The following is a 22,193-nucleotide window of genomic DNA, read 5'->3' as shown; positions in this document are numbered from 1 at the left end:
CGACGCCGTCCACGCGCGGGTCAGGATCCGGCCGCGGCCCGCTCCCGGCTCGGGTCGACGCCGAGCAGTCCGGCGAGCCGGGTCGCGTCGCGCTGGGCCTGATCGCCGCAGCAGTTGTTCATCAGCACGTGCAGCTCGGCGCTCTGCCCGGCCAGCTCGGTCAGCAGCACGGACCAGCGGCGCAGCTCCTCCTCGCCGTAGGCGTACCGGAACTTGTCCTGCTTGTCGCCGCTCTCCCAGGCGGTGCCGTGCCCGTGGAACCGGACCACGGCGAGGTCGGCGGTGGCGACCAGGATGGGCGGCACCGACGAGGCATGCCCCTGCGGCATGTCGACGCAGACATAGGTCAGGTCGTGTTCGCGCAGGAAGGTCACGGTGTCCACGACCTCGTCGTCGGCGAACCAGGAGGCGTGCCGCAGCTCCACGCCGACCCGCCAGGGCCGACACCGCCGGGCCAGCTCGACGATCCGCCGCTTCGCCGCCGCGCCGCAGGCCAGCCACGGCGGGAACTGGAGGAGCACGGCGCCGAGCCGGTCGGCCGCCGCGATCGGCGCCAGCGCCGCCCGGAACCGGTCCCAGAGCTCGTCGTACGCCTCGACGGGCAGGTCCCGCCAGCGGATCCGGGCGGGGCCGCCGGTCGGCCGCAGGTCCCGGGGCAGCGCCGCCACCGGGGTGTGGTGCCCGGTGAAGAGGCGGAACGCCTTGACGTCGAAGGTGAAACCCGGCGGTGTCGCCGCGACCCAGCCCTCGACGGTCTCCGGCAGCGGGATCGCGTAGTAGGAGGTGTCCACCTCGACCAGCCGGAACCGCTCGGCGTAGTAACCGAGCCGGCCGGTCGGGGTGTTGACCTGGCGGGGATACCAGCCGGAGCGGACCAGCAGCTGATCCGCCCAGGACGAGGTGCCGACCTTGATTACACCCATGTAATTCAGTTCACCGCCATTTGGGCGGATCGGCAACCGGTGGGCAGCCCGCGCGGGGCGCCCGGCGGGATATCTCCGCCGTGGAGGCCGGAACTGTGTGTGGACGGTCCTACCGTGGTCGTAGTCGTCACCGAAGGGCGGGCATCATGAGTATTTCCCAGCAGGTCCTCACCGGTGAGCGGGCAGATCTGCTCGCCACACTCCGCCGGCACCGCGGCTTCCTCCGGCAGACCGTCGACGGGCTGACCGACGAGCAGGCCGCGTTCCGCAGCACCGTGAGCGAGCTCTGCCTCGGCGGTCTGATCAAGCACGTGGCGCTGACCGAGGAGGGCTGGATGCGGTTCGCGGTGGGCGGCGCCGAGGCCATGCAGAGCCAGCCGGTCGACTGGGACGGCCAGTTCCGGATGCGGGAGGGCGAGACGCTGGCCGGCCTGCTCGATGAGTTCGACCGGGTGGCCCGGGCGACGGACGAGCTGGTCGCCACCCTGGACCTGGACGCCGCGCACCCGCTGCCGGTCGCCCCCTGGTTCGAGCCGGGGGCGAGCTGGTCCGTGCGCCGGGTGCTGCTCCACCTCATCGCCGAGACCTCCCAGCACGCCGGGCACGCGGACATCCTCCGCGAGTCGATCGACGGCGCGAAGACCATGGGCTGAGGCCATTCAGTCCATGGTCCCGACAGGTGGGTGATCGATCTCACCCGCGCGGGCGAGGGAGACCCAGCGTCCCGATGTGACGTCGCGGCCACCGACGGCGCTGAGGGACACGAGATGAACGCACACCGCATGGACCAGGAGACCGTCGAGCGACTGCTCGTCGGTCCAGTCGCCTACCCGCAGGACGGTCCGGAGGCGCTCGTCCAACTCCTCACCGCCGTCCGCGCCGCTCCCCGCCCGCACGAGCTCACCGGCGAGGGTGCCGCCCTGCAGGCGTTCCGCCTGGCGCGGGCGGGCGCCCTCTCCGCGGCGACATCCCGCCCCGAGCGGAGGGTGCTCGCCGGGCTGCTCCGCGCGAAGGTTGCCCTGGCGGCCCTGCTCGCCGCCGCCGCCACCGGTGGCGTCGCGCTGGCCGCCGCCACCGGTACCCTGCCCGGCCCGCTGGGTGGCGCCGACGGGGCCACGACGTCGCCGAGCGCGACCGCCAACGGGCGACCGTCGCCGACCACCGGCCCCGACGCCTCCCCCACCGCCGCCGGAGAGTCCGGTCTACCCCCCGCCACCCCGGCCCTGGTCGGGCTCTGCACCGCGTACCGGGCCGAGGAGGGCGAAGCCCGAGGCCGGGCGTTGGAGACGGCACGCTTCGCCGAACTGGTCTCGACCGCCGGGGGGCGGGAGAAGGTGCCCGGCTTCTGCGACCGCCTGCTCGCGGGTCGGGACGACCAGGGCGGCCCGGACGCCACCGCCCGACCCGGGCGGGACACCGGCCGACCGGGGAACGCACCGTCCACACCGGCCCATCGACCGAGCGACCCGCCGGTCCGTCGGTGAGCCGCCCGGGCCCGACCGGACCCCGCTGAGCCGGCGGTCGTCGTTGCGTGCGGGGTCACCCGCGACGACGCCGCCCGCCGCCGAAGGGGTGGCGGGATAGTCGACCGTTCCGACCCGAGCGGGCCGGAACGGTCGACGATCGACGGTCAGAAGGTGGCGACGTTGAGCAGCTTCTCCTGGATCCCGTCCGGGTCACCGGCGGGCCAGCTGTAGTTGGTCGTGCCCGCCGACTGGAGGGCCGACTTGACGGCGCTCGGGGTGGCCGTCGGGTGGGTCGCCTTGTACAGCGCCGCCCCACCTGCGACGTGCGGGCTGGCCATCGAGGTGCCCGAGATGGTGTTGTAGCCGCCGCCCTTCCAGGTGGAGTAGATGCAGACGCCCGGGGCCATCAGGTCCACGTCCGCACCGAAGTTGGAGAAGTCGGCGATGGTGTCGTCCACGTCGGTGCGGCAGGTGGGGGCCGCGCCGCCACCGGGCTGCCCGTTGAAGTCGGCCAGCGCGCTGACCGTGATGACCTCGTCGTACGCGGCCGGCACGTGGTTGGCGGCATTGTCGGTCTCGTTCCCGGCCGCCACCGCGTAGGTGACACCCGCGGCGACCGACCGGCAGATCGCCTCGTGCATGGCGTCCTTGTTGCTGCCGCAGGCGCTGTCGGAGCCGGAGCCACCGAGGCTCATGTTCGCGACCTCGATCTCGCCGGCGTGCGCGGTCACGTAGTCGATGCCGCAGATGATGTCCGAGAACGAGCCGCTGCCGGCGTTGTTGAGCACCCGTACCGGCCACACCCGGGCCCCCGGGGCCATGCCGACCACGCCGACGCCGTTGTCGAGCGCGCCGATGGTGCCGGCCACGTGCGAGCCGTGGCCGTTGCCGTCGTTGGCGCTGTTGCCGGTGGAGCAGTTCTTCGCGCCGGCGGTGTAGACGTTCAGGTCGGGGTGGGTGAGGTCGATGCCGGTGTCGATCACCGCGACGTCGACGTCGACCCGCTCGTCGACGCCGTTGATCTTCGCGGTCGGGCTCAGCTCGGCGTCGGCCCGGTTGATGCCGGTCGGCGTGGTCTGGGCGTCGGCCGTCGCCACCCCGTCGGGCTGGACGAAGAGCACCCGCGGGTCCCGGGCGATCCGGGCGGCGGCGGTGGCGCTCATCCGGGCGGAGTAGCCGCGCAGGGCGTACTCGTAGACGTGGCCCACGGTGGCGCCGTTGGCCCTGGCCTGCTCGGCCGCGACCGACGACGAGTTGGCGTCGGCGCGGAGGACGACGATGTAGCCGCTGTCCGCCTCGGCTCGGGGGGCGGCGGTGGCGCCGGTCGCCGAGGCGGCGACGACGATGCCGGTCAGCATCGCGACGCCCAGTGTCTTGCGCATGGGGGTTCCTCTCCACGTGCGGTAGGGGCGGTTGGCCCACGCCGAGGTTGTCGCAACCGGAGGAGCCCGGACCAGGGTGTGCAGACATTCGTTATTGGAAATATATAAATTTGGCCGAAAAGCCGCACAACGACTGACCCGGCGTCGACGACGTCAGGTCGGCGGGCCACTGGCCTCCTGCCGGGTTATCGCCGCGAGCCGTCGCGGTGTTTCATCCGTTTCCTCTCATGATGCTTTGGTAAGCATGTGATCGGATGTCCTGCCTTGCGGTGGGACGGTCCCGGTCTTGCCCGCTGTGGCGGTGCCGGGTTGACGTTTCACAGTCACCGGCCCCGCGAGTGGGGTCTTACGGTCGGCTCCGCGTCCGTTTCGCGTCTCCGGGCCACTCCCGGCGACGGTGACCGCCAGCGCGGCCAGGTTCCGTGCGGCGTTGACGTCCCGGTCCAGGACCAGACCACACAGGGTGCAGGTGTAGGTGCGCTCGGACAGGGCGAGTTTGGTTTTCACCGCGCCGCAGCCCGAGCAGGTCTTCGAGGACGGATACCAGCGGTCGGCCACCACCAGCCGCCCGCCATTCCACGCCGTCTTGTACCCGAGTTGCCGGCGTAGCTCGGCGAACCCGGCGTCGGCGATGCACCTGGCCAACCTGCGGTTGCGCAGCATCCCGGCCACGTTGAGGTCTTCCACCACAATGGTGCCGCAGGCGCGGGCGAGTCGGGTGGTCAGCTTGTGCAGGCCGTCACGGCGCAGGTTCGCCACGCGGGCGTGCGCCCGGCCGAGCGCGGCTTGCGCCCGTTCCCACCGCTTCGACGCACGGCGGCCGGTGCGCCGGTCGGGGCCGACCCGCCGGGACATGCGCCGGGCGAGGCGGCGCAACCGGCGGCCGGCGACGTCCAGGTGGCGCGGGTTGGGCTCCACCTCACCGGTGGACAGCACCGCCAGATGCCTCACACCCAGGTCCACGCCGACCACCGCTTGTGGCTGGTGTGGAGTGCGCGCGGCGCGGTCGACTTCGACGCAGAACGCCACGTGCCAGCGGCCGCCGTCGCGGCGCACCGTCGCGGACAAGATCCGGGCGGTGCCCGCGTCGAGGCGGCGGGCGAGTTTGCGGGCCGATTCGTGCAGCTTCAGCCGGCCGAGCCGGGGCAGCAACACATGCTTGCGGTCCGGCTCGACGCGGATGGCGCCGGTGGTGAACCGCACCGACGGGGTCGACCGGCGCCGGGACTTGAACCGGGGGAACCCGACCGGCCGGCCGGCGCGCTTGCCGCTGCGGGAGTCGGACCAGTTCTTCAACGCCCTAGCCAGTGCGTCCAGGCCGGTGTTGAACGCCTCCTTCGAGTAATCCCGCCACCACGGCGCCACCACAGGCTTCGCCTGATTCCACGCTCTACGCAGCGCGGGCAGGGGCCAGCCCTGGGTCGGGGTCAGGTCCGCCTCGTCGATGCCGTAGGTGCGTTCGGCGGCCCGCTGATCCATGACCGCCTTGACCCGGGCCAGCGCCCAGTTGTGCGCCAGCCGAGCCGCCCCCGCATGAGCCAACACCACCCGCTCCTGCCGGGGCGTCAGGTCCAACGCGAACCGGTATGCCTGCACGACACTCACCCGCTCCCGGTGCGCCACGCCCAGCACCATAAACACCCGATACGACAGTCACCCGCAACCACCAACGCCACACCCCCACGGCACCCTCTTGGCGGTACGGCGGACGACAGCTACCGTCGACCCAGCCACAGCGGGAAGGGCCTCGTTGACCTGATGGACACACCGGATCCCGACGTCGTGCGTCGGGCCGTCGCAGGCGATCCCGTGGCCGTGACCCAGGTGCTGACGCAGATCAGGCCGATCGTCGTGCGGTACAGCCTCGCCCGGTTGGGTCACGTGGGCGCCGGCGGCGCGACCGCGGAGGACGTCGCCCAGGAGGTCTGCCTGGCGGTGCTCCGGGCGCTGCCCCGGTTCTCCGAGCAGGGCCGGCCCTTCCTCGCCTTCGTCTATGGCATCGCCGCCCGCAAGGTCGCCGACGCCTGCCGCGCGGCGAGCCGGGACCGCACCGAGAGCGTCGCCGACGTGCCCGACACGGCCGATCCCACGCCCGGGCCGGAGCCGCAGGCCCTCGCCGCCGACCTGGGCGCCCGCCTCGCCGGGCTGCTGGCCCAGCTGCCGGCGACCCATCGCGAGATTCTGGTGCTGCGGCTGGCGGTCGGCATGACCGCGGACGAGGTCGGTACCGTGCTCGGTATGACCGGGGGTGCGGTACGACTGGCGCAGCACCGCGCGCTCACCCGGCTGCGTGCCCTCGCCGACGACACCCTGGCCACGGTGATCCGGTGACCCCCGGCGACCGGACTCCCCCGCCCGGCGACCCGGTGCTGCGGGACGACGAACTGCTAGAGGCGATCGGTCATGGCGAAGCGCCCCCTGCGGACGACCCGGTCGCCGCGCTGCTGGCCGACTGGCGGGCCAGGGTGGTGGCCCGGGCCGCAGCGCTCGACGCCGGGCCGTCGGATGCCGCTGCGCCGGAGGACCAGCCGCGGGGCGGGGCGGCGCGGACCGGACGGCCTGGGCGCGGCGTCGCCGTACCGGCCGGGGTGCGCCGATCCAGGCCGGCGGAGCGACGCCACCCTGACGCCACGGGCCGGCCCCACCGACGCAACGGCGCCGTCGCCGGCGCGACGCTCGCCCTGGTGGCGCTGACCGGTGGCCTCTGGCTCGGCTCGGCCCGGGCCGAGCCGGGCGGTCCGCTCTGGCCGGTCACCGAAGTGCTCTGGACCGAGCGGGCCGAGTCGCTCGTCACCGAACGGGAGATCGGCCGGACGCTGGAGCAGGCCCGCCGCGACCTCACCGCCGCCCGGTACGCCGACGCCCGCGCCCACCTCGAGCGGGCGGCGGCGCTGCTCGCCGACTTGGGCGACGACGAGCGCCGGGCCCGCCTCCGGTGCGACATCGACGACCTGTGGCGCCGGTTGCCGCCCTCGCCCGCACCGGACAGGCGCACCGTCGCGGCGACCGCCCCGCCACCGTCCACCCCCGACACCGACGGCGAGGACGCCCCGGAGTCGGCGCTGACCAGCCCGTCCGCCGTGGAACCCGCGCCGGGACAGACCGCACCATCGGCGGCGCGGCCCGACCGTCCGCTCCGGCCGACACCGACCACGCCAGGGGCCGACCCCGGCGCCGCCACACCGATCACGGCTCGGCCGGAACCGCCGGCCCGGCGGCGACCGGACGCTCCGGCCGCGGTTTCCCCTGCCACGCTGGGCGAGGCGGCTCATCCGCGCCGGCCGGCCGCCTCCCGAGCGGGGGCCGACCAGGGCACCGCGGCCAGCAGAGGCGCCGGGGCCCGGCCGCGCCCGCGGGCGGACGCCGAAGCGGGTGGTGCCGGGAGAGCCGACGCGGGCGCAGGGTCCCGCCCGGCGGACGCGGGGACCGCAACCACCCGGACGGCCGCCCCGGACGGCGGCACGCGCCCCGTCTTCGCTGGCGACCGGCGTGGGCCGGGCTGATAGTCCGGGGCCCTCTCAACGCCGCTCGATCAGCCCCCGCACGTAGCCGGCCTGGCCGGCATGCTGGAGGTCGTCCGCCAGCACGCTGACCAGCCGGACGCCGAGGGTCACCGGCGGATCCCAGGCCTCGTCCACGACCCGGTCCAGGTCCGCCGGCCGCAGCCCGCGCAGGAACGCCCGGGTACGCTCCACCACCGCCCGGTGGTAGTCGACGAGCACCTCCGCGCTGTCCGGCCGGACCGCCGCGACCCGGGCCGGGGTGTGGCCGTAGCCGGTGTCGTCCGGATCGGCGGGCAACCCGAACCGGCCCGCCCAGTCCCCGGAGACCCAGACCTGCTCCTCGCCGAGCAGGTCGGCGACGTGGTGGTCCTGGATCCGGGTCAGGTGCCAGACCAGCCAGCCCACCGGGTTCGCGCCCGGCGCGGGAGCGCGCCGCAACTGCTCCGGGGTGAGCCCGTCGACCGCCGAGCCGACCAGCTCGGGGACCCGGTCGTACGCCTCGGTCAGGAGGTCGTTGACGTCCACTCGAACCACGCTCCTCCGCTATCGTGCCGAGTGGGCAGTACCGCCCACCGAGCCGGGCAAACCTCGACCTCTAGGGTGATCGTCGTGGTCGCGGCGCTGGAGCTCTACCTGGACACCGACGCCACCCGGCGGATCCGGGTGCTCTGGGACGCGCTCGAGTCCGAGGGCGTGCAGAGCATGCGGTCGCTGCTGGAGCAGCGGCACCGCCCGCACGTCTCGCTCGCGGTCGCCGCCCGCTTCGATCCCGAGCAGGTCGCCGACGCGCTGGCCGGGATGGTGGTCGCCGCGCCGCTGCGGCTGGAGTTCCAGCACGCCGGCCAGTTCGTCGGCCGGGTGCTCTGGCTCGGGCTGGCACCCACCGCCGAGCTGCTGGCCCACCACGCGCAGGTGCACCACCGGCTCGCCCAGGCCGGGATCACGCTGGTCGAGCACTACCAGCCGGGGCGCTGGGTGCCACACTGCACGCTGTCGATGCGGGTGCCGAACGTGCTGATGGCCGCGGCGGTCCGCCGCTGCCTGGAGATGCTGCCGCTGACCGCCACGGTGGTCGGCGCCGCCATCACCGACCACGCTCGGGGCATTTCGCACCCCCTGCCCTGACAGCCCCGCCCCGCCGCCGAGCCCCAGATCCCAGCTCAACTGCGCGCCGGGGACGACCGTCACGCGGTCGAGCCGGTCCCTGTCCTCGTCGATGAGCGTCAGGATCTCGTGACGCCATCACTTCCGCTTCTCGGGCCGCCAAGCCGCCCACATCGCTGCGACGGCGCAGAGCAGCAGCAGACAACTGAACCCGCCGCAGAGCAGCGCGCCGCCGGCGAAGAGACCCTCCATGCGCATGATCGTAGGTTCAGCGCAGCGCCTATGAAGCCCAGGAAGATCAGCTCGGGCCGCTCTGGGCCGTGTGGGCTGTCACCACCGGGCGCGAAAAAGCACCATCGCCGCAGCGAGGAGGCAGCCCAGGTGACAGATCGCCGTGCCAAGTGCGGGGCTGACGGGCCCGCGTCAGTGGACGCGGACCCGTCACCGTGTTGCCCGGACTGAGCCAAGCGGGCTGCTTGGCCGGCGGGTATCAGCGGTCGTTGACGTTGGCGGCCACGATCCGCGGGCTGAACTCGAACAGGTTCGGGTCGTTCGGGTCGATGGTCAGGGCCACCCAGTGGGTGTTGCCGTCGCCGAACGTCTCAACCCGGGTGAACTTCGCCACGACCTGGCCGTTGTCGTACCTGAACGGCTTGTCCTCCTTGAAGTAGTGGCTGTCGCCGTGGACGAGCGCCGACTGGCCGGGGAACGCGAGCACCTGCTTGCGCAGTTCCGGGAGGATCTCGTTGTAGCCGTCGTACTGCAGGGGCTGCAGCTTCTGCTCGTTGTTGAAGTTCGGGTCGGCCTGCCAGTCCACGAGCACGCCCTTGAGCCCGAGCCGGGTGGCCTCGGCGTACGAGTTCTGCAGCCAGTGGATGTTGGCCGCCTCCCGCTCCCGGTGCTCGGCGGCCATCCGCGCGATCTCGCTGTCCGGCCGGGTCTCGCCGTCAACGCCGGCGTGCGGCAGGTTGTCGTTGGAGCCCTGGACGTTGAGGCCGATGAACATCACTTGGCCCTCGATCCAGCGGACGTTCTCCCGGTACTTCTCGTATCCGATCTCCTCGCTCTCCCGCCGCACGGCCATTGTCGTACGCCCGAGGCTCTGGTCGGTCGGGTAGAAGACCTGCCGCTCGTGGTCGAGACGCTCAAGCGCGTCGAACCCTCCGGTGCCCGCGCCGTACCGTCCCCAGCAGTCCGTCCAGTCGTTGTCGCCGGGTAGCACGACGACCGGGCGGTCGAAGCTGTTGAACCAGTCGAGCGACTGGGTGTACAGCGCGTCCGTGCAGGCGCCGTCGCCGCCGGCCTTGAGGTCACCATCGAAGATCGAGAAGGCGAGGTTGGCGTCGTTCATGTCGGCGATCAGGCGCGGGTACTCGACCCGCCCCTTCGCGCCGTACGGCATGTCGCCGAAGAGGCCGACCGTGTACTTGCGGCCCTTGGCATGTCCGTCCTCGTGGTCGTCGTCACGGTTGGCGTAGGCACTGCTCGCGCCCATGATGCCGCTCAGGACTGCAGTGGTTACGGCCGCCGCGATCGCACCGCGCCAGAAGCTACGCATGTCTGAGGCTCTCCAATCGGTGCAGGGAAGAGATCAACGGCAGCCTCGTGGTCGCGCGTGCACAGCTCCGGCCCGATGCATTGCCGCAAGGTGTCGACTGCGCGAACGAGCTGGCATATCTCGCTGAGTGCGCCGACGACGCCTGGCGGGATCGATAACGTCTTGACAGGCCCATCGGAAAGTCTAGACTTACCGTTCGTGGCCACTTACCAAGGACGGATGCTCGACGCGCTGGGCGACCCGACCCGGCGCGCGGTCTTCGAGCTTCTCGCCGCCGGGCCACGCTCCGTCGCCGAGATCGCGGCCGACCTCCCGGTCAGCCGGCCGGCCGTGTCCCAGCACCTCAAGGTGCTCAAGGACGCCGCCCTGGTCTCCTCGACGGCCGTCGGCACCCGCCGCGTCTACGCGCTGGACCCGCAGGGGCTGGCGGCCGTACGCGGCTACTTCGACCAGTTCTGGCAGCAGGCCCTGGCGGCGTTCGCGCACGCCGCCGAGAACCCTCCCGAGGAGGAGCAGTGACCGCAGCAGAGACCGACCAGAGCGCGGCCGTACGCACCAGCGTGCAGGTCGCCGCCACGCCCGAGCACGCGTACGAGGTCTTCACCACCGGCATCGACCGGTGGTGGATCCGCTCGCACCACCTGCTCCCCGGCGAGCTCAAGCGGGTCGGGCTGGAGCCCCGCGTCGGCGGTGCGGTGTACGAGGAGAGCGAGTCCGGCGAGACCTGCACCTGGGGCCGGGTCCTCACCTGGGACCCGCCGCACACCTTCGCCTTCTCCTGGCTGATCGGCCCCGAGTGGCAGGTCCCCGCCGCCGACGCCGCCGGCAGCCGGGTCACGGTCACCTTCACCCCGGTGGAAGGGGGCACCCGGGTCGACCTGGTGCACGACCGGCTGGACGCCCACGGCGCAGGCTGGGAACGGGTCCGCGACGCGGTGGCCAGCGACGGCGGCTGGCCGGGCCTCCTCCGCCAGTACGCCGAGCAGGCCTGACCGCCCCCGCTCCGGTCCGTCGCGCCCACCCCGGAGTGGTGCATGGCGGGCCCGGGCGGCGCGGATCGGTCGCCGGGCGCCGGGGGACGCGTCGACTGGCCGATCCACCGGAGCACCATAGACTGGCGCCATGGGGATCCCGGCGTGACCAGCGACGCAACGCCGTCGGCGGACGGTCAGGTCTGCCTGGTGCACCTGCGCGACCGCGCCCGGCGGCACGGCGTCACCGATGTCCGGCGTACGTCCGCCGCCGCCCGCCGGGTGGAGCTGCTGGACCGCGCCGAGGTCCGGGGGGAGGCCGCCCGATGAGAACGGGCGCCGCCGCCGGCCACGTCGGCTACTACCACGAGGCCATCTTCTTCGACTCGGACGAGCACCTGCTCGCCGTGGTGCTGCCCTTCCTGCTCGGCGGCGTCGAGGCCGGCGAACCGACCGTGGTGGGCTTCGGCGAGCGCAACGCCGAGCTGGTCCGGCGGGCCCTGCCCGCCGGCTCGGGCGTGACGTTCCTGCCCGGCGGCGACGTGTACGCCCGGCCGACCGCCGCGATCCGCTCCTACCGCCGACTGCTCGCCTCGTACGTGGCGGACGGCGCCGAGCAGATCCGGATCGTCGGCGAGCTGCCCCCGGCCGTCCTCGGCTCGACCTGGGACTGGTGGGCCCGCTACGAGTCCGCGATCAACTACGCCTACGACGACTTCCCGCTCTGGAGCATGTGCGCGTACGACACCCGGATCGCCTCGGCCCGGGTGCTCGCGGACGTGGCGCGCACCCATCCCCGGGTCGCCATGCCGGACGGCACTCACGTCCCCTCCGGGGTGTACACCGAGCCGAGGAGCTACCTGACCGAGCCACGGCCGATTCTGCTCGACCCGGTGCAGCGGACGGCACCCACGGCCGAGCTGACCGACCCGACGCCGGCGCAGGCTCGCGCCGCGGTGCACGCGGCCCACCGGGGCCAGCTCCCCGCCGACGACGTCGAGGACCTGGTCGTCGCGGTCAGCGAGACGGTGACCAACGCCCTGCGCCACGGCCTTCCGCCGGTGCGGATGGTGCTGTGGAGCGGCGCGGACCGGATCGTGGTCACGGTGAGCGACGCCGGCGACGGACCGAAGGACCCGTACGCCGGGCTGCTCCCGGCCAACAACGGCTCGGCCGGCGGTCTCGGGCTCTGGATCACCTACCAGTCCTGCAACCACGTGGCGATGCACCGCGGCCCCGACGGCTTCACAATGCGGCTGACGGCCGGCAGCCCGTACTTCCCGCTCTGATCCGCGCCCGACGGCTCACTCGTCGGTGACGATGACGTGCAGGCGGCGTGGGCCGTGCACCCCCTCCACCCGGTTCAGTTCGATGTCGCTGGTGGCCGACGGGCCGCTGATCCAGGTCAGCGGACGGCCCGGGGTGAGCCGGGCGACGGCCTCCGGCACGGTGGCCACCACCTGGTCCGGGCGGACCACGCAGACGTGCAGGTCGGGCAGGAGGCTGATCACCCGCCGGCCCTGGTCCGCGGCGGCGTCGAGCACGATCGTGCCGGTCTCGGCGACGGCGACCGCAGCGGCGGTGACCACGCCGTCCAGCTCCGCCAGCCGGTCGGCGGGCAGGTCGTCGTCGACCACCACCTCGACCGAGCCGGGCCGCCACCCGGCCGGCAGACCCGGCGGCACCACGACGGCCGCGCCACCGGTGCTGGCGAGGATGTCGGCCACGGCGTCGGCGACCGCCGCCTCGGCCACCCGGTGCACCTCGGCCCGGTAGTCGGTCAGCCGCCGTGCCAGCAGGTCGACCAGCTCCGGATGCCCCGGCGGCAGCTCGCCCTGGCGGCGGTGTCCGGGCGCCGGGGCGGGCACGGCGGGTGGGGCCCCCGCCAGGGCGGCCCGCAGCCGGGCCAGGACGGTGTCGCGCGCGTTCATGACTCGCTCCGGTTCTCCGACCACCACTGCCGAAAGGTCTGCGGCGGCGCGGCCGGCACGTCCCGGCTCGCGGTCCACCCGCTCAGCGGCGGGGGCAGGGTGCGACCGGCGACCCGACCCAGGCCCGCGGCGCGCTGCGCGGCCGCGTACAGCCGCGGATGGTCCATCGTGTACGCGGCCGCGGCCATCGCCACCGCCTCGCTGCGCGGGTGGGGGGCCCGGCTGCGCAGGTGCACCAGTAGCTCCGGAATGTTGATCTTCACGGGGCAGGCGTCGTAGCAGGCGCCGCAGAGCGACGACGCGTACGGCAGGGAGGCATTCTCCTCCACCCCGGTGAGCTGGGGTGACAGCACCGCCCCGATCGGCCCTGGATAGACCGACCCGTAGGCGTGCCCGCCGGTGCGCTCGTACACCGGGCAGACGTTGAGGCAGGCGGAGCAGCGGATGCAGTGCAACGCCTGCCGGCCGACGGCGTCGGCGAGCACCGCGCTGCGGCCGTTGTCGAGCAGCACCAGGTGCACCTGCTGCGGCCCGTCGCCCGGGGTGACCCCCGTCCACATCGAGGTGTACGGGTTCATCCGCTCCCCGGTCGACGCCCGGGGCAGCAGTTGCAGGAACACCCCGAGGTCGTCCCAGGTCGGGATGACCTTCTCGACGCCCATCACGGTGATCAGGGTCTCCGGCAGCGTCAGGCACATCCGCCCGTTGCCCTCAGACTCGACCACGGCGAGGGTGCCGGTCTCGGCCACCGCGAAGTTCGCCCCGGAGAGGGCCACCCGGGTGCTGAGGAAGGTCCGCCGCAGGTGCTGGCGGGCCGCCGCGGCGAGCGCCGCCGGCTCGTCGGTCAGCGCCGGGTCGACGCCGGGCATCTCGCGCAGGAACACCTCGCGGATCTCCGCCCGGTTGCGGTGGATCGCCGGCACCAGGATGTGGCTCGGCCGGTCCCGTCCGAGCTGGACGATCAGCTCGGCCAGGTCGGTCTCGACCGGTTCGATCCCGGCGGCTTCGAGGGCCTCGTTGAGGCCGATCTCCTGGGTGGCCATCGACTTGACCTTCATCACCCGGTCGGCGCCGGTGGCCCGGACCAGGTCGGTGACGATCTGGTTCGCCTCGACCGCGTCGGCCGCCCAGTGCACCGTGCCGCCGGCCGCGGTGACCGCCGCCTCCAACTGTTCGAGGAGTTCGGGCAGGCGGGCCATGGTGTCGGCCTTGATCGCGGAACCGGCCGCCCGCAGCTCCTGCCAGTCCGGCACCTCGCCGATCACCGCGCCGGACTTGGCGCGGATCGTCGTGGTGGCGTGGCGCAGGTTGCGGCGCAGCTGGGCGTCGGCCAGCGCCCGGCGGGCCGCGGCCGGGAACGGCTCGTCACCACGCAGGTGCCCGACGTCGGGCGGCGCGGTCGCCGGCATGCCGAGGAAGGTCCGGGTCATGCTGTTCACCCCCTCGCCGCGCCGACGGTCTCCGTGCTGGCCAGGATCTCGGCCAGATGGACGGTACGCACGCCCGCTCTCAGCCGGGACAGCCCGCCGCCGATGTGCATCAGGCAGGAGGCGTCTCCCGCGGTGCAGACGTCGGCCCGGGTGGCCAGCACGTTGCGCATCTTGTCGGCCAGCATCGCGGTGGAGGTGTCCGCGTTCTTCACCGCGAACGTGCCGCCGAAGCCGCAGCACTGCTCGGCCTGCGGCAGCTCCACCAGGTCGAGGCCGCGGACCTCGCGCAGCAGCCGCAGCGGCCGGTCGCCCACCCGGATCATCCGCAGCGAGTGACAGGTCGGGTGGTACGTCACCCGGTGCGGGTAGTACGCCCCCACGTCGGTCACCCCGAGCACGTCGACGAGCAGCTCGGAGAGCTCGTACGTGCGCCCGGCGACCTCTTCGGCCCGGCTGGCCAGCCGCTCGTCGCCCGCCCGCCGGGCCACCATGGCGTGCTGGTGGCGCACCGACCCGACGCACGAACCCGAGGGGGCGACCACCACGTCGTACGGGGCGAAGACCCGCACGTGCCGGCGTACCAGCCGCAGCGCGTCGTCCGGGTAGCCGGTGTTGACGTGCATCTGCCCGCAGCAGGTCTGGTCCTCGGGGAAGACGACCTCGTGGCCGAGGCGCTCCAACAGCCGTACGGTCGCCTTGGCCGCCTCCGGGAAGAGGGTATCGGCGAGGCAGGTGACGAACAGGGCGATCCGCATGCTCAGCCCTCCCAGGTCGCGTCCCGGCGGCCCGCAGCGGGGCCGGCCGATCCGTCGAGTCTCCCCGAGTGGGGGCCGCCGCGCCAGCGTCGGCGGACTAGTCTCGGGCAGATGAGCGGCGGTCCCGACTCGGCTCCCCTGCGGCGGGACCGCTCCTTCGTGACGTACTGGATAGCGCAGACCGTCTCGGTGGCCGGGGACTCCTTCGCCTACATCGCGGTGCCGTTGCTGGTGTTGCACGCCACCGGGTCGGTGGCGCGGATGGGTCTGCTCACCGCCGTGGCCGGCGCGGCGTCGGTTGGTGCGGGCGTGTTCGGCGGGGTGCTGGTCGACCGGTTCGACCGGCGGCGCCTGATGATCGTCGCCGACCTGGTCCGGCTGGTGCTCTACGCCCTGATCCCGCTCGCCTGGCTCGCCGGCCCGCAGGTCTGGCTGCTCTTCGTCGTGCTGCCGGTCTGCGAGGCCGTCGGAATGGTGTTCCAGGTCGCCTCGGTGACCGCGGTACGCAATCTCGTCCACAAGGACCACATCACGGAGGCCAACGGGCGGCTGCACGCGACCTGGGCGGCCACCGCCGTGGTCGGGCCGGTGCTGGCCGGCCTGGTGTCGGCCCGGTTCGGGCCCGCCGCGGCCGTCGGCATCAACGCGGCGAGCTTCGCGCTCTCCGCCGCGGGCCTCTGGCTCGTCCGGCTCCGGAGCCCGGACACGGACGAGGCCGCTCCGAGGCGGGAGAAGGCGCTGGTCGAGTTCCTGGCCGGCGCCCGATTCCTCTGGCGGCAGCCGGTGCTGCGGTCGCTGACCGTCCTGCTGTCGGTCTTCGTCTTCCTGACGTTCGGTCTCACCGACGTGCTCATCTACCACGTACGACACGACCTCGGCGGCTCCGACCGGACGGTCGGCACGGTGCTCGGCCTCGCCACCCTCGGCACGGTAGCGGGGGCGCTGCTGGTGGCCCCGCTGCGGCGTCGCCGCGGGTTCGGCGTCACCTGGATCGGCGCCCACGCGGTCTGCGGCGTCGCCATCGCCGGCCTCGGGCTGACCGGCAGCGTGCCAGCCGTCACCGTCGTGGCCGCCGGCTACCTCTGCTGCGTCAGCATCGGTGGGATCTGCTCCATGTCGCTGCGCCAGGAGATCACTCCCGATCACCTGCTGGGCCGGGTCACCTCCGCCTTCTGGAGCACCCACTTCTCCCTCGGCCCGGCCGGCGCCGCGGCGCTGACCTGGGCGGCCGGCCGGTACGGCGTCAGCACGGTCTGCCTGGTCGCCGGCGCGGGTTGCCTGCTGGTGGCCGTCGGCGGGCTGTGCACCCCGATCCGGCGGGCGGCACCGGCGGCGGTCGACGACGAACCGACCCTGCAACCGGCCACGACCTGACCCGACGGGCGTCGGCCGCCCATGCCGATCGAAACCGCGCCGGGAGGGTGGTGGGGCAGGCCAACGGGCCGTTCCGGAGGGCGGTACCGTTGCGCCTCATCATGCCCTGCGGGCCGGTCATCCGCCGGCCTGGCGCTGGCGATCCGACGGAGGATGGCGCATGTCCAACGGCGAGGAACCGTTCGCACCACACGACGACGTCTCCGCACGGCCGCATTTCGAGCTCGCGCTGCGCGGCTACGACAAGCGGCAGGTGGACCGGCACGTCGACCAGATGGACGGCGAGCTGTCGGCGCTGACGGCCGACCGGGACCGGGCGTACGCCCAGGTCCAGGAGCTGACCAGGCAGGTCCAGCGGCTGCAGGCCGAGGTGGCCGAGCTGCGGCAGCGTCCGGCGCAGGTGGACCGGGCGTCCTTCCGCGACCTCGGTCCGATGGTCGACCAGATCCTGGACCTGGCCGAAAAGCAGGCTGGCACGATCGCCGAGGCCGCGACCAAGCGGGCCGCCGACCTGCAGGCCCAGGCGGAGAAGATGCTCACCGCCGCGCGGGAGGAGGCCGCCCGGGAGCTGCGTGAGCTCGACGAGGAGCTGTCCGCGCGCCGTGCGGAGGAGGAGAAGGCGGACGAGGAGCAACGGGCCGCCGCGCAGGCCGAGCTCGCCGGGATCCGCGAGACGGCGGAGAAGCTGCGGGCCGAGGGTCAGGCCGTCCACGAGCGCGCTCAGCAGGAGGCGAAGCGGATCGCCGAGCAGAGCGCCCAGCAGGTCGAGCAGGCTCGCTCCGCGTCCGAGGCGCTGGTGAAGGCGGCGCGCACCCAGATTCAGCAGGAGGTGCAGGCGAACCGGAGCAAGGCCCAGCAGGAACTGGCCAAGTGGCAGGCCACCATGGCCCGCGAGCTGGAGGAGCGGCGGAGCGCCGCCGAGCAGGAGCTGGCCGACCGAGCCGCGGCTGCCGAGCGGGACATTGCCGCGCTGGTCGCCGAGGCTCAGCAGTACGCCACCGAGGTGCGCGAGCGCGCCGACGAGCAGGCGACCGCGAACCAGGAGCAGCTGGCCACCGTGCAGCAGGAGATCCAGCAGCGGCAGGAGGCGCTGGCCCAGCTCCGGTCCGAACTGGAGACCGCCGGCCAGCAGCTCGACCGGACGCGGCAGGAGTTCTCCGCAATCGAGCAGGAGGGCGCCGACCTGGAGGAGCGTCTCCTCCAGGTCCGCCGAGACCTGACCGCCGAGACGAACCGGCTGAGCGAGGCGCGCCGGGCTGCCGACTCCGCCGAGCAGCACGCCAAGGAGGTCCGCGCCCGGGTGCGGCGGGAGGCGAAGCGGGTTGCCGACCTCGCCGCCGCGGCGGTGATGGCGGCCGCCGCGGGCGGCGTGGAGACCGCCGAGTACCCGCAGGTGACCCCGCGGCCCGCCGCCGAGTTCTCCCCCGACGACCCTTCCTCCGCCGACCCGGTGCCCCCGGAGCTCGCGACCTTCGACGCGTTCGCCGCGCGGACGTCCACGGAGGATGCGGCCGAGGAGGAGGCGGCCGTCGAAGGGGCGGCCGGGGAGCCGGCGGACCAGCCCGGCGAGGAGGTACGGGCCACCGCCTGACGGACCGGCGGGCGGATGTGCGGCGGACGCCGGCCGCCACCGAGGTCCGCGCGCCCGGCCTGCCCATGCCGTCGCGCCGACGGCCTGAGAGTTCCTCCGGCGGTCGCACTGGCCGGCTCGCCCCGCTGGATGGCGATTCAGGTCTCGGAGCAGCCCCGCCGGGAACTAACGTCTATCATCTACGGCCCGCGCACCGGCGGGCTTTCCGGCACAGGGACGACCAGATGAGCGACGACCAGCACCTCACCGGCGCGATGACCTTCATCTTCGAAGCCGGCGTGCTCAAGCGAGCAGCCCGGACCGGGTGGTGGTTCGCGGGAGTCAAGCACCCGGAGTCGATCGCGGAGCACTCGTTCCGGACCGCGCTGATCGGCATGATGCTGGCCGCCATGGAAGGCGCCGATCCCGCCCGGGTGTCGATGATGTGCGTGCTGCATGACACGCAGGAAACCCGGGTCACCGACATCCCACACATCGCCAAGCACTATCTGACGGCCGCACCGAACACGGCCGTCACCGCCGATCAGGTGGCTGCCTGCCCCCCGGCGGTGGCTGAGGTCATCACCGCCGCTGTCGCCGAGTACGAGGCGGGCGAGACCCGGGAAGCCGTCGTCGCCCGGGACGCCGACAAGCTGGAGTGCCTGGTTCAGGCAGTGGAGTACCGCCACCAGGGCGTGGACAACGTTCAGCGGTGGATCGATAGCTCATGTGCCGCTCTCCAGACCCGGTCCGCCCAGCGCCTCGCCGACGCCGCACTGTCCGGCCAGCCGCTCGCCTGGCTCCAGACGCCCAGTCGGACGACGTAGGGGCGGCGCCGGGCCCTCCTCAGCCCTGGCGGGCCTTCTGCCGCGGGTTGGCCTTGTTGATCACGAAGACCTTGCCCCTTCGGCGTACCACCATCGAGTTCATCTTCCGCTTCAGCCCTCGCAGCGAGCTTCGGACCTTCATCGCAAGCCATCCCTTCTGGTCGCAGGCAGTTCAGCCGTGACGATCGGTACCGAACCGTGGTGGGCTGGCCCGGGCGGCGACGGCGTACCGCGTTCTCCCGGCTGGAGCCTTCGCGTACTGCGGGCCCGCCTACCCGACGAAACACCAGTCATTCGTCGAGTCCTGGTGCCAGACGGCGAGCCATCCATCCTTTCGGATCTTCCCGCGCAGTGCGAGTTGCTAACGGCTGACGCTGCGCTCGGAGTCCGGCTCGTGCGCTGTGAGGTTGTCTTCCAGTTGGTGCACGATGCGGAGCGCATCGCGTTGTTCGTCCGGGGCCATCCGGCCGACCGTACGGCGTTCGAGGTCTGCCCAGATGCGTTCGACCTGCTTGCGGAGGACAAGGCTGGCCGGGGTGGGTTCCACGCGGGTTGCGCGGCGGTCGTCGGGGTCCGGGACGCGGCGTACGTAGCCGGCCCGTTCGAGGCGCTGCACGGTGCGGGTCATGCTGGCCGAGTCGGTGTCGAACTCGTCGGCGAGATCGGTCTGACGCTGCGGCCCTGACTCCCACAGTCGCATCATCAGCAGTTCCTGGCCGGGGTGGAGCCCGACCTCGCGGAGCAGTTGTCCGGCGGTCATTCTGTGGATCCGGGCCAGCCGGAAGATCGCGTGGCTGATCGGCCCGCCCGCGGCGGCGCCGGGTCGCCGTCGCTCGATCGGCACATCCGCTGCGCTCATGCCCAGCAGATTAGCTGTTCCGATCAGCTGTGTCGCCAGTCACCTACCCTTGCAGAAATATCTGCCAGGCGCCGAGCATTTACCTGTCCGCGACAGCGATCCGATGGACGAGAGTTGAGACATGTAGGCACCACATACCTTGCAGCCCCCTCGGAAAGGTATCGCAATGTCACTGCACGTCCCTCAACAACAGGATCCCGGTGATCCGCGCTACAAGCTGGCGGACGCCCGGCGGCCGGCTGAGGCGCCGCGGGTCGACGTGCTTTCCCCGCGGGAGGTACCCCTGGGCGGGCTGCGGGCGATGTCCGTGCGGCGGACGCTGCCGCAGCGGGCCCGTACGTTGATCGGAGCCTGGTGCTTCGCTGATCACTACGGTCCCGACGACGTCACCGCGACCGGTGGCATGGAGGTCCCCCCGCATCCGCACACCGGCCTGCAGACGGTGAGCTGGCTGTTCAGCGGGGAGATCGAGCACCGCGACAGTCTGGGCAGTCACGCCTTCATCCGGCCCGGTGAGCTGAACCTCATGACGGGCGGGTACGGCATCGCCCACTCGGAGGTCTCCACTCCGCACGCCACCATCATCCACGGCGTCCAGTTGTGGGTGGCCCTGCCCGAAGAGCACCGCAACGCTGCCCGGGACTTTCAGCACTACGTACCCGTACCCGTGCAGGTCGACGGGGCCGAGATCAGGGTATTCCTGGGCTCGCTCGCCGAGGACGCTTCCCCGGTGCGGACGTTCACACCGCTGCTCGGCGCCGAGATCACCCTCGAACCGCGTGCGGCGATCACACTCGCCGTGGAGACCAGCTTCGAGCACGGCCTTCTCGTGGACAGCGGGCACGTACGCGTGGCCGACACCCTGCTACGCCCGGCGGAACTGGGCTATGTCGGCCCCGGCGCCGGCACCCTGGCGCTGGCGAACATGTCGGACGGCCCGGCGCGGACGATCCTGCTCGGCGGCACTCCGTTCGAGGAGGAGATCGTCATGTGGTGGAACTTCATCGGCCGCACCCACGAGGACATCGTCCAGGCCCGAGCAGACTGGGAGGCGTCCTCCGACCGCTTCGGCGTCGTCAAGGGATATCCGGGGGACCGCCTTCGGGCGCCCGCCCTGCCTAATGCCACCATCATGCCGCGCCGGAATCCTCCGCGCCGGCTCCGTTCGAAAGGAACCCCATGAGCCAGCCGTCTGCCGCTGCGATCGTCGAGCGGGTCGATGCCAAGCATCGGTACGAGATCCTGGTCGACGGTAAGCGCGCCGGCCTGACCGCGTACCGCGACCGCGGTCAGCAACGGGTCTTCTTCCACACCGAAGTCGACGACGCCTTCGCCGGCCAGGGCCTGGCCGCTCAGCTGGTCCAGGAGGCGCTCACCGACGTGCGCGCCTCCGGGAAGCGGATCGTGCCCGTCTGCCCCTACGTGGCCAAGTTCCTGAAGAAACATGACGAGTTCGCCGATATTACCGACCCGGTGACCTCCGATGTCCTGCAATGGCTGGAGGGCGAACTGGGCTGACGCCGGGTGTCGGGCCGCCCCCTCGCTGGAAACACGTACTGTCGGGGGATCTATGCCGTTCCCTCTACAGTGGTGCTGGTGGGGAGCGGGGCTGCGCCAGGGCGGCGAGGTTCGGCGGTAAGCAGGCCTGGTGAGATCGGCTCATCGTCCGCCGGTCGCGCGACTACCGCAGCAGGTACTTGATGAAGCGAGCGGATCTCTCACAGACATCCTCATATCCCAGGCTGCGGTAGAACCGATGAGCCTGGACGCGCCGACGGCTGCTAGCGATCTCCATGTACCGACATCCCATCTCTCGGGCTCGGGTTTCGGCAGCCTCCACCAGGCTTCGTCCGACGCCCTTGCCCCGGTACCTCTCGTCGACAACCAACGCGGCGAGACGGGCCCACCTGCCCGTGGCTTCCAGCATCGGAATGACGTGCAGGGCGGCAACGCCGGCAAGGTCGCCACGGACGTCGGCTCCGATGAGGAGGCTCGCGGGGTCTCCGAACCAGTAGGTCAATCGTTCAGTCACCTCGGGTTCCTGGACCGGGTAGCCGAGCTGGGTCAGCAGTGCGGCCAAGCGAGCTGCATCGTCCGAGCGCACAACCCTCAGCTCCACGTCCATATCGGCAGTCTGGACCAGCCGTCCAGGGATTGAGGGGCCTGAACCTCAGGGGGAAGCCCAACCCCGCAATTTCCGGATCATTCGCACGATGCCTTGATGGACCAACACGCCTACGCCGGTGTTGGCGATGGCCAGCCCGGATGCGCCGAGCAACCCCGGCTCGACATCCATCACGTCGGCAGCGACGAGCAAGCCTGGCCATGCCAGAGCGGCGGCGATGATTGACAGCCGCCACCAGCGTCCGAATACCAGGCCGAACACGATCAGTATCGGGATCACGGCATCCCCTCAGCGCCGCTCCCAACATACGCTCAGCGGCGACGAGCCCGAGTCTCAAGATCGACCAGGATGCGAAGCGGACTCCGGGGCCAGCGAGGACAGCGCGTCTTCTCTCTCCTGGAAGGGGTGGGGGCGG

Annotated in this window: 26 protein-coding genes; 14 read left to right on the top strand and 12 right to left on the bottom strand. The window is 72.4% G+C overall.

Annotated features, from left to right (window positions below; genetic code table 11):
• Positions 1-20 precede the first annotated feature (20 nt).
• Positions 21-923 (bottom strand): DUF72 domain-containing protein, encoded by a 903-nt coding sequence (locus tag GA0070624_RS13740; protein ID WP_091341072.1) that lies wholly within the window; start codon positions 921-923, stop codon positions 21-23.
• A 146-nt stretch (positions 924-1,069) separates the two neighbouring features.
• Between GA0070624_RS13740 and GA0070624_RS13735 the strand changes: the two genes are divergently transcribed.
• Positions 1,070-1,576: a DinB family protein gene (locus GA0070624_RS13735; RefSeq protein ID WP_091341070.1), complete on the top strand. Its 507-nt coding sequence runs from the start codon at positions 1,070-1,072 to the stop codon at positions 1,574-1,576.
• Between the two features lie 114 nt (positions 1,577-1,690).
• Complete coding sequence (locus GA0070624_RS36390; protein WP_141715008.1) at positions 1,691-2,407, top strand: hypothetical protein; 717 nt, start codon at positions 1,691-1,693, stop codon at positions 2,405-2,407.
• 146 nt (positions 2,408-2,553) lie between these two features.
• On the opposite strand, the gene GA0070624_RS13725 is transcribed toward GA0070624_RS36390, so the two are convergent.
• Both GA0070624_RS13725 and tnpB read right to left on the bottom strand, forming a co-directional pair.
• Complete coding sequence (locus GA0070624_RS13725; protein WP_091341066.1) at positions 2,554-3,771, bottom strand: S8 family peptidase; 1,218 nt, start codon at positions 3,769-3,771, stop codon at positions 2,554-2,556.
• Positions 3,772-3,996: 225 nt separating this feature from the next.
• Positions 3,997-5,394, bottom strand: coding sequence for an IS607 family element RNA-guided endonuclease TnpB (gene tnpB, locus GA0070624_RS13720; RefSeq protein ID WP_245718776.1), 1,398 nt, complete (start codon positions 5,392-5,394; stop codon positions 3,997-3,999).
• Positions 5,395-5,529: 135 nt separating this feature from the next.
• On the opposite strand from tnpB, the gene shbA reads away from it, so the two are divergent.
• Together shbA and GA0070624_RS13710 are read left to right on the top strand one after the other, a co-directional pair.
• Positions 5,530-6,102 (top strand): RNA polymerase sigma factor ShbA, encoded by a 573-nt coding sequence (gene shbA / locus GA0070624_RS13715; protein WP_091341061.1) that lies wholly within the window; start codon positions 5,530-5,532, stop codon positions 6,100-6,102.
• Positions 6,099-7,274 (top strand): hypothetical protein, encoded by a 1,176-nt coding sequence (locus tag GA0070624_RS13710; protein ID WP_091341058.1) that lies wholly within the window; start codon positions 6,099-6,101, stop codon positions 7,272-7,274. Before shbA ends, GA0070624_RS13710 begins: the two co-directional genes overlap by 4 nt.
• Positions 7,275-7,289: 15 nt before the next feature.
• Here GA0070624_RS13710 and GA0070624_RS13705 read toward each other — a convergent pair whose 3' ends face one another.
• Positions 7,290-7,799, bottom strand: a complete 510-nt coding sequence (locus GA0070624_RS13705) for a mycothiol transferase (RefSeq protein WP_091341055.1) — start codon at positions 7,797-7,799, stop codon at positions 7,290-7,292.
• Positions 7,800-7,883: 84 nt separating this feature from the next.
• Here GA0070624_RS13705 and GA0070624_RS13700 point away from each other — a divergent pair, with 84 nt between their 5' ends.
• Positions 7,884-8,399 carry a 2'-5' RNA ligase family protein gene (locus GA0070624_RS13700; protein ID WP_091348782.1) on the top strand — a complete coding sequence of 172 codons (516 nt, stop codon included), beginning with the start codon at positions 7,884-7,886 and terminating at the stop codon, positions 8,397-8,399.
• 469 nt (positions 8,400-8,868) lie between these two features.
• Here the strand turns inward: GA0070624_RS13700 and GA0070624_RS13695 are convergent, their stop codons facing one another.
• Positions 8,869-9,936 carry a hypothetical protein gene (locus GA0070624_RS13695; RefSeq protein ID WP_091341053.1) on the bottom strand — a complete coding sequence of 356 codons (1,068 nt, stop codon included), beginning with the start codon at positions 9,934-9,936 and terminating at the stop codon, positions 8,869-8,871.
• Between the two features lie 198 nt (positions 9,937-10,134).
• Here GA0070624_RS13695 and GA0070624_RS13690 point away from each other — a divergent pair, with 198 nt between their 5' ends.
• The 4 genes from GA0070624_RS13690 (at position 10,135) to GA0070624_RS13680 (ending at position 12,196) form a co-directional block, all read left to right on the top strand.
• Positions 10,135-10,455 (top strand): ArsR/SmtB family transcription factor, encoded by a 321-nt coding sequence (locus tag GA0070624_RS13690; RefSeq protein ID WP_176731687.1) that lies wholly within the window; start codon positions 10,135-10,137, stop codon positions 10,453-10,455.
• The gene (locus GA0070624_RS13685; protein ID WP_176731686.1) at positions 10,452-10,928 is read left to right on the top strand and encodes an SRPBCC family protein; all 477 of its coding nucleotides are present in this window, start codon (positions 10,452-10,454) and stop codon (positions 10,926-10,928) included. The genes GA0070624_RS13690 and GA0070624_RS13685 overlap by 4 nt, the downstream gene beginning before the upstream one ends.
• Before the next feature lie 144 nt (positions 10,929-11,072).
• Positions 11,073-11,237: a hypothetical protein gene (locus GA0070624_RS34710; RefSeq protein ID WP_176731685.1), complete on the top strand. Its 165-nt coding sequence runs from the start codon at positions 11,073-11,075 to the stop codon at positions 11,235-11,237.
• The gene (locus tag GA0070624_RS13680) at positions 11,234-12,196 is read left to right on the top strand and encodes an anti-sigma factor RsbA family regulatory protein (protein WP_091341047.1); all 963 of its coding nucleotides are present in this window, start codon (positions 11,234-11,236) and stop codon (positions 12,194-12,196) included. The genes GA0070624_RS34710 and GA0070624_RS13680 overlap by 4 nt, the downstream gene beginning before the upstream one ends.
• Positions 12,197-12,211: 15 nt before the next feature.
• On the opposite strand, the gene GA0070624_RS13675 is transcribed toward GA0070624_RS13680, so the two are convergent.
• From GA0070624_RS13675 to GA0070624_RS13665, 3 genes are read right to left on the bottom strand one after another with little or no spacing between them, the layout of a single operon-like run.
• Entirely contained in the window at positions 12,212-12,838 is a 627-nt protein-coding gene (locus GA0070624_RS13675; protein WP_091341044.1) for a LutC/YkgG family protein, read from the bottom strand.
• Positions 12,835-14,268: a lactate utilization protein B gene (locus tag GA0070624_RS13670; protein ID WP_091348778.1), complete on the bottom strand. Its 1,434-nt coding sequence runs from the start codon at positions 14,266-14,268 to the stop codon at positions 12,835-12,837. Before GA0070624_RS13670 ends, GA0070624_RS13675 begins: the two co-directional genes overlap by 4 nt.
• Before the next feature lie 5 nt (positions 14,269-14,273).
• Positions 14,274-15,023 (bottom strand): (Fe-S)-binding protein, encoded by a 750-nt coding sequence (locus tag GA0070624_RS13665; protein ID WP_091341041.1) that lies wholly within the window; start codon positions 15,021-15,023, stop codon positions 14,274-14,276.
• 111 nt (positions 15,024-15,134) lie between these two features.
• On the opposite strand from GA0070624_RS13665, the gene GA0070624_RS13660 reads away from it, so the two are divergent.
• The 3 genes from GA0070624_RS13660 to GA0070624_RS13650 all read left to right on the top strand — a co-directional run bounded on the left by GA0070624_RS13660 (position 15,135) and on the right by GA0070624_RS13650 (position 18,794).
• Positions 15,135-16,397: an MFS transporter gene (locus GA0070624_RS13660; protein WP_091341039.1), complete on the top strand. Its 1,263-nt coding sequence runs from the start codon at positions 15,135-15,137 to the stop codon at positions 16,395-16,397.
• Positions 16,398-16,557: 160 nt separating this feature from the next.
• A complete protein-coding gene (locus GA0070624_RS13655) occupies positions 16,558-17,988 on the top strand; it encodes a hypothetical protein (RefSeq protein WP_245718774.1) in 1,431 nt (476 codons plus the stop codon).
• Positions 17,989-18,212: 224 nt separating this feature from the next.
• Positions 18,213-18,794, top strand: coding sequence for an HD domain-containing protein (locus GA0070624_RS13650; protein WP_091341037.1), 582 nt, complete (start codon positions 18,213-18,215; stop codon positions 18,792-18,794).
• A gap of 19 nt (positions 18,795-18,813) precedes the next feature.
• On the opposite strand, the gene GA0070624_RS13645 is transcribed toward GA0070624_RS13650, so the two are convergent.
• Both GA0070624_RS13645 and GA0070624_RS13640 read right to left on the bottom strand, forming a co-directional pair.
• The gene (locus tag GA0070624_RS13645) at positions 18,814-18,936 is read right to left on the bottom strand and encodes a 50S ribosomal protein L36 (RefSeq protein ID WP_091341035.1); all 123 of its coding nucleotides are present in this window, start codon (positions 18,934-18,936) and stop codon (positions 18,814-18,816) included.
• A gap of 219 nt (positions 18,937-19,155) precedes the next feature.
• Positions 19,156-19,653: a MarR family winged helix-turn-helix transcriptional regulator gene (locus GA0070624_RS13640; RefSeq protein WP_091341032.1), complete on the bottom strand. Its 498-nt coding sequence runs from the start codon at positions 19,651-19,653 to the stop codon at positions 19,156-19,158.
• 166 nt (positions 19,654-19,819) lie between these two features.
• Between GA0070624_RS13640 and GA0070624_RS13635 the strand changes: the two genes are divergently transcribed.
• Complete coding sequence (locus GA0070624_RS13635) at positions 19,820-20,836, top strand: pirin family protein (RefSeq protein ID WP_091341029.1); 1,017 nt, start codon at positions 19,820-19,822, stop codon at positions 20,834-20,836.
• Complete coding sequence (locus tag GA0070624_RS13630) at positions 20,833-21,171, top strand: GNAT family N-acetyltransferase (RefSeq protein ID WP_091341026.1); 339 nt, start codon at positions 20,833-20,835, stop codon at positions 21,169-21,171. The genes GA0070624_RS13635 and GA0070624_RS13630 overlap by 4 nt, the downstream gene beginning before the upstream one ends.
• 163 nt (positions 21,172-21,334) lie before the next feature.
• Here GA0070624_RS13630 and GA0070624_RS13625 read toward each other — a convergent pair whose 3' ends face one another.
• Together GA0070624_RS13625 and GA0070624_RS13620 are read right to left on the bottom strand one after the other, a co-directional pair.
• A complete protein-coding gene (locus tag GA0070624_RS13625) occupies positions 21,335-21,778 on the bottom strand; it encodes a GNAT family N-acetyltransferase (protein WP_091341024.1) in 444 nt (147 codons plus the stop codon).
• A 45-nt stretch (positions 21,779-21,823) separates the two neighbouring features.
• Positions 21,824-22,057, bottom strand: coding sequence for a hypothetical protein (locus GA0070624_RS13620; protein ID WP_091341021.1), 234 nt, complete (start codon positions 22,055-22,057; stop codon positions 21,824-21,826).
• Between the last annotated feature and the right edge of the window lie 136 nt (positions 22,058-22,193).

Source organism: Micromonospora rhizosphaerae, assembly GCF_900091465.1.
GTDB classification, from domain to species: domain Bacteria; phylum Actinomycetota; class Actinomycetes; order Mycobacteriales; family Micromonosporaceae; genus Micromonospora; species Micromonospora rhizosphaerae.
This window is presented reverse-complemented; position numbering and strand designations above follow the sequence as displayed.